The sequence below is a fragment of the Rhizobium sp. BK456 genome, assembly GCF_014194045.1.
Lineage (GTDB): Bacteria > Pseudomonadota > Alphaproteobacteria > Rhizobiales > Rhizobiaceae > Rhizobium > Rhizobium redzepovicii.
In genome coordinates this window covers 1-1,105 of the sequence record NZ_JACIAO010000030.1, presented here as the reverse complement: position 1 = coordinate 1,105, position 1,105 = coordinate 1, and the positions used below count along the sequence as shown (strand labels likewise).

The window sequence follows — 1,105 nt, the reverse complement described above, 5'->3', positions numbered from 1 at the left end:
ACCAGCACTTCGCCGGCCCGCGGACCTTCCAGCTGCACGGTCATCACTTCGAGCGGTTTTCCGGCCTGAACGGCAACAGCGGCGCGAACGTCCATTTTGATATCCTTTCTAAAATTGAATTCTGACTGCTACATATTCGGATAGGCTAAAGCGCGTCGCATCGAACTTGATTCATGCAACGCGCTTTACCTTGTTGTTTCTATGCATGTCCTTATCCCGGAACCGCTGCACAACTTCCGGGCGACATGCATGGCCTCCCACCGGCTTTCGCCGATCCGCTGCCCAAACCAACCTCACCGCGTCTCCGGCTCAACCTGGCACCAGACCGCAAGAAGCGGCCTTGCCGTGCATCTTATCGCGAATGTTTGCCCCGCATCGTTCGCGAAGACTGTGCCGGTCGCGGCAGAGAACCACGGCGAATTGCCAAGGCAGATTTCTCCAGGCGAAAGCAGGATGAAGGCCCGCGGCTGCGTCTGAACATGATCGGGAAACCGGGTGTAGCGGTCCATATAGATCACGCCGACCCTCAGATCGGCGCGCTCCTCCATGCCGCCGGGGCCGACCAGAACAGCATGAGAATGCGTGTTGCCGAAATTCAGGCTTGCAAACGGGCCCGAGCGGCCGCGTCGCCAGAGCAGGCTGTCGGCAAGACTTTTGAATTGGCCGGCAATCGCCTCGTATTTCCGTCCTGATTTAGCAAGATGGCCAATGGCGTCATCAAGCCCATCGGGCGCACCGGGAAGAGGTCCGCCCTCCAAGGGGCGCACCTTGCCCGTTTTGAGCAGCCTCTGCAGAACCTTGCCCGCAACGAAACTGGCGACGGCAGGAGCGTCGGCCGACAACATCAGCCCGCCGACGTCGTTGAGGAATTCCTGCAGCGGCCGAGGCCGTCTTTCCCTGCCGATGTCGTGCAGCCGTATATATGCCGGCTTTTCCTCATCGTTCAGAAGAAGATCGGCCCCACGTTTGATTGGACGTCCCACCGCGCGCGCCACGTTCAGTCCCCTCGCTTAGAGCGCCTTTTCCAGTTCCGGCAGGGCTTCGAACAGATCGGCGACGAGGCCGTAGTCGGCGACCTGGAAGATCGGCGCCTCCTCGTCCTTGT

Annotated in this window: 1 protein-coding gene and 1 pseudogene; both read right to left on the bottom strand. The window is 60.1% G+C overall.

Translation table 11 applies throughout. The features are described from left to right. Positions 1–95, bottom strand: a pseudogene (locus FHX03_RS34255) (GNAT family N-acetyltransferase); the annotation flags it as partial. A gap of 198 nt (positions 96–293) precedes the next feature. Then, positions 294–995, bottom strand: coding sequence for a dimethylsulfonioproprionate lyase family protein (locus tag FHX03_RS34180; protein WP_183857580.1), 702 nt, complete (start codon positions 993–995; stop codon positions 294–296). Between the last annotated feature and the right edge of the window lie 110 nt (positions 996–1,105).